The 250-nt window shown below is 51.6% G+C and carries 1 protein-coding gene; it reads right to left on the reverse strand.

The genetic code is table 11. The annotated features are described in order from the left end of the window. Window positions 1-250 (reverse strand): class I adenylate cyclase (locus tag ACYP03_RS27235; RefSeq protein ID WP_459782836.1); only part of this gene is annotated, 250 nt, incomplete at both ends.

A 250-nucleotide genomic window follows, 5' to 3' on the forward strand; every position in this document is an offset into this window, starting at 1 on the left:
GGATCCTGCTCAAGATTGATAAAAATCCCTAACTGACGGATTTCACACGGGCTGGATAAGGCCTTCAGGCCTGGCTTGGGACGGCGGATCGAAAAGGTATTGCGGATATCACTCACCATCTGGTAGAGCTTGTCGATATCCATGGCGGAATCCCGCACCACAGTGTGCAAGTTGGTCGTTTCAGTCAGCAGACCGTTGAAATACGCCCAGGCCACCAATTTGCTCAGATAACGGTTGTGCTCTAACGACG

It is taken from the genome of Photobacterium sp. R1 (genome assembly GCF_054600795.1).